Below are 8,090 nucleotides of genomic sequence, written 5' to 3' on the forward strand. Positions count from 1 at the left end.
GTCACGCGTCGGGAGACGCGCGCCCAATGCGAGATTTGTATTCTCCGAACGGCGGAATGTTGCAGCTTTCCCGACATTCTATCGTCCGTTACTACGGACATGGAATTCCGCCAGCAGGCGGACAGGCTGTCGGGAGCAGTAACATCCACAGCTCACAAAACAAAACGGACCGCCGTGTGGCAATCCGTTTTTCAATTCCCCCTGACATAAAATCAATCTATTGCACCACCACTTTATGATTCCATTTGCCATTGATGACAAAGAAATACATGCCCGGCTCAAGGCAACAGACCTTGTTTTCGTTGATTTCAGGAAACACTTCCCTGCCCATGCTGTCGAAAACCCTGATGCTGCTTACTTCTCCAATGATGGTAATATTTTCTCCCTCAGCAGCCAGCGACGGGAAAAGCTGCACCTGATTGTCTTCGCAATCAACCGCAATCACATCCGAATAAGTGAATTTCCCATCATAATCGGTTTGCTTGAGGCGGAAGTATTTGGCTTTGGTCTCAACATTAATCGAATACTCAAGCATTTCATTTGAATTGCCCGCTCCATCTACTTTTGCAACCGGCACAAAATCACCGTTGGCAGCATCAGCTGCTTCGATGGTGAAGTAGGCATTGTTGGTTTCGGTGGCGGTTGACCATGCAAAATATAATTCATCATTATTACAGACAGTCTTGAAATACATTAGATCAATGGGTAATATATCAAACACAGGGACAGATTCACAATAACCAGAATCAGAATATGTTGGTGTTCCTGGCACATCAAAGTCAACGGTAGCTCCATCACCTGTGTAAAGTGAATCGGTGTCATATGTTACAGATTCTGAGCTGCAAGCACCACAATCAAAAACCAAAGTTTTTTCACCAGTAGCAGTATGATTCCCAAAATGCCCGGCTGTGTTTCCTTCGCATTGAAAAACCGCGTATAACGTATAATTCAATGATGAAAAGTCAAATTTGCTAAAGTCAAATGCTGTACTCGTAAAGAACATTACGGTCGCTCCCGCAGGAATAACACCTCCAACTGGTTGTACAATCTGCCCTGGAGGGGTTAATGTTGCATTTATACCTGCTACAATTGAATCAGATGCAGCATTTTGACATATTCCCAGCCATGGATTATTCGGCCAGTCAATTAAAATATCACCGGTGCTTAAATTGCCAGCTCCAACTGAAAAGCGAAACATTTCATTCTCTCCTTCTACTCCTTCATCACAGGCATCAACTAGAATACTCTCTATTTCGTAGCATGAGCATGGCCCATCGGTGAGAGTTACACTAAATGCAGCTGAACTTGTCCCGATGACCACCGGATTACTGCTAATAACTCTGATGCTATAACCCGCACCAGTTGGTGTACCAGGGGGTATAGTTACATTGATGGTTCCGGAATTGGCATCACTCACCAAAGAACCTATATTGACCGGCGAGGCGAAACTGCCTGCAGCATTGGAAAGCTGCGCCGTATATGTATTTGAAGAGAAAATATCTGTCGAAGTAAATACAACTGAGCCTGCACTGCCTGTAGCACATGAGACTGAGAATGGAGCATTAGAAACGGTTCCAGAAGTGACGGTATTTGGAACTGCAGTGCAAATGACAGTAACGTCATCAAAAGAAAGATTTCCTGCGGACCTGTTATAAGTAAACCGAAGCAGCGTGAAGCCTGAAGCTAATGCAGGTGTTGATGCAGAATTGTAAGTTTTAACGGTTCCTGATGTCGGCAATGGAACTATGTTTTCAATCGTAACCCATGAGCCGTTAAATCCTTCGACCAATAATGCTGACATGGCATCCGTGCCCTGACCTTTAATCCAAAAACTAAGCTCAGTTGCACCACCAATCACTGGAGTGGTTATAGCATCATTGGTTGCATCTAATTGTAATGATGGAGATGCAACCCCATAGTTGGTTGAGGTTGTATAAGTGCCTCCAATACTAGTAAATATCCAACTTGCTGGTGCCGTTGTGCCGTTGTTAAACCCTTCCAACAAACAAGGCGTACTTTTAACCGAACCTGTTAAATAAACTGTTTTACTTGCAGCACCGGTCGATGTTGCTGAAACAGACTGATTATAATTTCCGACAGAAAGACCTGCTTTCAGCCGCACATAAATAGTCGTTGAATTTACAACTCCGCCAGATTGCGTAAGTGTCAAAGTACCGCCATAAGGACCTCCGGCAACAGTGGCGATTTCGTAATTTGAAGGCGCTGTCAATAGAATGTTCGCAGTAAGACCAGCTCCAGAGACAGAAAAACTCTCCGCAGCACTCGGGCCACTGCCAAAGTCATATTCGATACCACTTATTGTTGTAGGTGTTATGGTAATGATGGGGCCAATCACATTCCCACTCAAGGTCACAGTCTTTGCAGTTGCTCCTGTGGAGGTGGCATTAATTGTTTCAAGATTATAATTTCCGGCAGGCAGGCTGGCTATAAGCCGAACATATATGGTTGTGGCAGCAACAGCTCCGCCCGATTGTGTCAACGTGATTGTAGTGCCAAAGCCAGCTCCTGATGTCGTTGAAATTTCATAATTCGTTGGAGCCGTAAGTGTAATGTCGTTCGTCAGATTTGCACCTGAACAACTAAAGCTCTGCTGAGCACTCGGACCAGCGCCTTCGATATAGGAGAAACCGGTAAGAGTTGTTGGGGAGAGTATTATTGTTGGTAATGTGGAATTACAATTAACTTCAATATTATCGAGGCGCCAAGGTGAAGTTGTGGCAGATGCTTTCCGGAATTTAATAAATACAACAGGGTCGGATACATATGAGGACAAATCAACAGTGCAGGCTGTAGTACCACCTGAAGTAGTATTTAAATGATCATATGTGGCAATTGTCGTATATGCACCACCCTGAGTTGTAGTAGAAACTTCGACAAATAACGATTTTACCGTTGTATTAGTTGTTCGAGATAGATCAAATGACAATGAAAATGGGTTTGATACGATAACTGTCACAAGCTCTCCAGTTGTCGCATTAAAACTTGCAGTACCTGGTGATTCCGTATAGCTGATGCTGGTTGCTAACCAGCCAGCTGGTGTAGCCCCTGCTGTAAAACTCTCTGAAAGACATGCTGAAGAAGGAGGATTCACCGTCAATGTCACAGCGTTTGAAGTAACAGCACCACAAGGTGCAGCTCCACTTACAATGCACTGGTACTGATATCCGCTCATAGCTGTAGTTGTTGCGGCAGTAGTATATGAATTTAAAGTGGCGCCTGAAATGTCGCTCCAACCACTTCCTGTATTGATCTGCCACTGATAACCCGTAGCATTGCTTGCTATTACTGAAAATGTAGCTGTGGATGGCTCTGATACGGATTGATTAATCGGTTGAGTTGTAATGGCCGGAGCTGTATTGATAGTAATAGCAGATGAAGCTAAAGCTCCAGTGCTCCAGCATGTACCATCTAAAGCTCTGACATAATACGTTCCTGAGCTTGTAACAGTATAGGCACTGATTGTTGGATTTGCAGTGCTGGTGCCGGTTGCAGAAGTCTGCCAATAAATATCGGCAGAAGCTCCGCTATAGCTTAGAGTAGTGCTGCCACAGGCCGGGTTGGCGGTTGGAGTGATTGTACCGGTGGGGTCAGAGGGTGGGGTACAAATAAGAACTCCCTTAATCTCAATATCATCAATGCCTGCTCCAATAGTGTTACTTGTTCCTGCAACGGAAAACTTTATTTTAACCTGCGTACCACTATATGCACTTAAATCAAATTGAGTAACTGAAGTCAATGTTGTCGTAGTTGGAGTTCTTGTACCTAAAATTATCCATGTTGAGCCATTGTCAGTTGATATGCTAACTGTTATTTCATTTTCAATTGCATCAGCACCTCCATACGTCCTTGCTTTAAAATTCAAAGTCTCTGAAGTGTATGAGTTGAAATCCATAGCAGGAGTTATTGTATTCGCTCCTGCAACTAACAATTGTATATAAGTTGTTCCATCTACGGTTACATCAGTCCAAGTTGAAAAACCTGAAACATCAGTTCTAGTTGGAATGATGTTTACTTGTCCATTAACATTAATCCCCACCACCACAAACACCACCCCCATCAAAATCCGCATCCAGCCTAAGCGGTTCGCCCCTACCTTTGCCGAAGCAGGCCTGGGCTTTTCCAAATTCGTCAGTAAATCTCTTCTCATGACCGTATTTTTTAGTTCTTTTAAAATTCATATCTAAGCCGCACCACAAGCGGGATGCACCGGAGTCATCCCGAAAGTTTCCCATAAAACAAAAAGCAGTTTTGCAATCCTCCCCCTAACGTTTGGCGCATGACCTGCCAAGTTTATAATCAGTAGCAAAGATACATTAAATGAAACAAAAGTCAAGTGTTTCCTGCCTGATTATGAGCCATTTTCACAAGGCGAAATCATAAAATAAGACATATTAAAACAGTAATTGCATTAAATATTCATTTATTTGAATAAATGGCATTTTTTAGTCGATTAAAGTTATTAACAGGCTTTTTAACAGGCGATATGGCTGTTTTGCATAACGGGTTTGGATAACTGCACGAATTGCGGGCTATGTGCATGTTAAATCGAAAACACAATGCGGTTTTGAGGCCGGTAGCGCTGGGAAAATTTAACAAAATAATCTTCTGGAAAGGTCGAGGTTAAGGTTAAGGTCGAGGTCAAGGTCAAGATCAAGAGGCGACTTTGTCACGTTTCACGCGAAGCCGTAAAAAAAAGCTGCGGAGCCCCATCCGATGCGCCTCCGCCTTCGGCGGAGTATACTCCGGTGCAAAATACATTAGCCGATGGCCCCGCCGGGCGGGATAAACTCCGCCTCGGGTAAAACGTGAGCAGCACCTTTGAATTGGTAGGTCACGCGTCAACGTAAAACGCTGCAGGCGGGAGACGCGCGCCCTACGTAGGGAATCTGCCACTGAGGCACCAAGTCACAAATTATTACTGGTGTCTTGGTGACCTCGTGGCAATTTATCAATTTCTCCGCGCGACCCACTGAATCGGTCTTCATCGCAGATGAAGGCAGATTCGCATCTGCGTTAATAAGACCTGCTGAGGGAAACAAGTTTCTTCGCGGAGATTCGCGTTCATTCGCGGATGAAAAAGCGGAGATGCTGCAGCGGTTTTCGTGGAGACCTGATGTCGTTACCTCACAATAATCAGAAATCGCTGACTGTTATTGATCACCACAAAATACATCCCCGGCAGAAGGCCGAAAATTTGATTATCGCTGATTTCAGGATAAATCATTTTTCCCATGCTGTCAAAAACATCGATCAGGTCTGCTTTTCCATCAATCGTCACCGGAGTGCCTTGCATGGAAACGGTGGGATAAAGCTGCACACGGCCCCTTAAGCATTCCGCCGATTCAATGTCGCTGTAAGTGAATTGTCCGTCGAAATCGGTCTGCTTCAGCCGGAAATATTTTGCCCCGCTGCTTATATCGATTGAATAGCCCAGCATTTCGTTGGAATTTCCTGCACCGGGCACGGAAGCTATGGCTTCAAATTCGCCGGATTCTGCAGCCGCTTCTATAGTGAAGAAGGCGTTGTTGTATTCGGTCATCGTGGCCCAATCAAGCTTCACCAGATCTCCGGAGCAGGAAACACTGAAATAAGCCAGCCCAATCGGCAGCACCGGTGTAGGTGGAGTGCAGCCATCGTTGAAGTAATCCGAAGCTGCGCCGGTTCCGATCGGATAATCGAATGCGATGCAGTCGCCGTCACCATGCGAAGTTAAGAGATCAGGAACATAGCTGTAATCGTAGGTTGTACCATTAATAACAGATCTGAAATACCGAAGCTCAGATGCACCGGCATTATTGTCTGTGTTTGCAAAATTTCCACCTTCAATCCACGAAGCATCGGAAGTGAATAGAATATAAATCGGTTTCACCGCGCAGAATGCTGAAAAATCGTAGGCATAACACGGATTGCTTCGCATGATAAAAATGGTTGCATAGGCCGGAATCACAGTGCTGCCATCCGAAGCATCGATAAACAGCGGACTTGCACACCCTGAAGCAGCTGCAGCCGCATTGAGATCGCTCACATAAGACGCATTTGTTGCAAAACTATCAGTGTAATTAATAGTCGGCGGACTGGCTGATTGATAATATATCTGAACGGTCGCCGGGTTGGCAACGAAGGGACAGGAGCCCGCATTGAAAAACAAAATTTCGTTATTCCCTTCCAAACAACTGCCATTGCACGAATTGATGAAAGCGCCCGTCATGTGTGGATACTCAGTCGGGACACAAGCAGGCACAGTATCTTGCAGCAAAATGTCATCGATTCTGAATTGAGGAACGATGCTGCTTTGAGTGAAACGGATGCGCAGATTGGCTGCAGCTGGGATAGTTCCGGACACAGAAACATAATACCAGATTGCTGTGCCAGTTCCTGTTGGCAATGCCGTAATTGCAATCTGAGTGTAGGTGGTGCCGTCTGTACTGATTTCAAAAACGAGTTCAGATCCGTTGCTGGCTGTTGTTGATTTATGCAGCCCGAACGAAAGCTTGAGATTTGAATAACCCAATGTGTTGATGCCTTCAATTAGAAAATACCGACCAATCGTGTTCGTCAAAAAGATGTTTGCAACGCCGGAAGCAGATGCATAACCAGTTGATACCGTTGTATTGCGTAAATCGCCGGTACCACTCATGGTATAGGAATCATTGTCAAAACCGTTCGCTGACTCATGTGCAGCAATGGTGGTTGTTGCAGCAACAGTGCCCATTGTTTCAGTAAAAATAGTAGTTTGAGAATACGACATTGAAACAGTAATCAAGACTGAAACAAGCAAAACAAAGCACCGTTTCGCATTTGATGTAAAAATATTTTTCATGGCGAGTATTTTTTTAATTCAGAAATACACTTGAGCAAAGTTGCATGGTGCATTTCGAAATTCATTTCCTTCATTTTAATCGCTGCCACTGCCCTGCTCCAAAATGACACTTTTGCATTTCAGACACACAAAGACCTGATTCTTAAAGATACGAAATATTTCCTTCGATTTCAATGCTTTAGCCGATTATTTTAAACAATTCGTATTGAATTATTATCAATTTATTGGTCATGTGAATTTAAAAAAAATGTGCACGCCACCCTGGCGCGGATTTGTGTAACCATGTCACGGATGACATATCCGCGCCATGGGAGTAGGTCACGCGTCGGGAGACGCGCGCCCAACGTAGGGGATCTGCCACTGAGGCGCCAAGTCACAAAATATTACTGGTGTCATTGTGACCGTGTGGCAGAATTTCTCTGCGTCTTTGGTCCGCCTGTGTCGGACTAAACTCCCCTCTGCGCGCCATTCTTCGAGCGACCCTCTGAATCGGTCTTCATCGCAGATGAAGGCTGATTCGAATTAGCGTCAATAAGACCTGCTGATTGAAGCTAATCTCTTCGCGGATATTAGCGTCATTCGCGGAAGAGAGTGTGTTAGGGCTTCGAAGGTTTTCGAGGAGATCCCGGCACACAAGAACTCTCCTGCTACGGCAGGATAAATTCCCAGCGAACAAGGAAGTGAGAATGATGAACGGTACTTTAGTCAGGATTTACTTCTTCCTTTATATTTCCTTGTTCCGTGTTCATGATTCAATTTCGCGCCTTTGTGCCTTAGTGGCCAATTCCTCTGCGTCTTTGCGATCTCCGCGAGACAATACAAAAAACGGAACCCCGCACCGCAGGATTCCGTTTCGAAAATAATTTCTACTACAGACAGCATTAACTATCCGATGCTGAGAGACTCATTCAAATCCGCTGCTGTCCGTGCAATTCAATATATTATCCGAAGACAATTGCAAGAGCGAGCAGCGCTCCAATCACAACAAGATAAATAAGCCAGTAGATGTTTTGTTTCAAGAGATTCATTGTTTTAGTTTTTTGAGGTTGAGTAGCCATTTTTTGTATTTGAAACGTTTTTTAATCGTCGATCTGCATAATTCCTTAAAAAGCTATCTAGTTATAATACAGGAATATTTGCTTCACGTAGTTTAGACACATAAAGAGGGTCACATCAATTTCTTGGGGAGAAAGCAAAAAGTTTGTGCAATCTGAATAGGAAAAAACTTGTGTCAACAACACCTCTTTGG

3 protein-coding genes are annotated in these 8,090 nt (G+C 44.4%); all 3 read right to left on the reverse strand.

The annotated features are described in order from the left end of the window. Window positions 1-217: 217 nt before the first annotated feature. Window positions 218-4,057 (reverse strand): hypothetical protein, encoded by a 3,840-nt coding sequence (locus A2W93_15610; protein ID OFY53445.1) that lies wholly within the window; start codon window positions 4,055-4,057, stop codon window positions 218-220. Beyond that, a complete protein-coding gene (locus A2W93_15615; protein OFY53446.1) occupies window positions 4,047-4,253 on the reverse strand; it encodes a hypothetical protein in 207 nt (68 codons plus the stop codon). The genes A2W93_15610 and A2W93_15615 overlap by 11 nt, the downstream gene beginning before the upstream one ends. Window positions 4,254-5,140: 887 nt before the next feature. Then, window positions 5,141-6,841, reverse strand: a complete 1,701-nt coding sequence (locus tag A2W93_15620; protein ID OFY53447.1) for a hypothetical protein — start codon at window positions 6,839-6,841, stop codon at window positions 5,141-5,143. Window positions 6,842-8,090 lie beyond the last annotated feature (1,249 nt).

It is taken from the genome of Bacteroidetes bacterium GWF2_43_63, assembly GCA_001769275.1.
Classification (GTDB): domain Bacteria; phylum Bacteroidota; class Bacteroidia; order Bacteroidales; family DTU049; genus GWF2-43-63.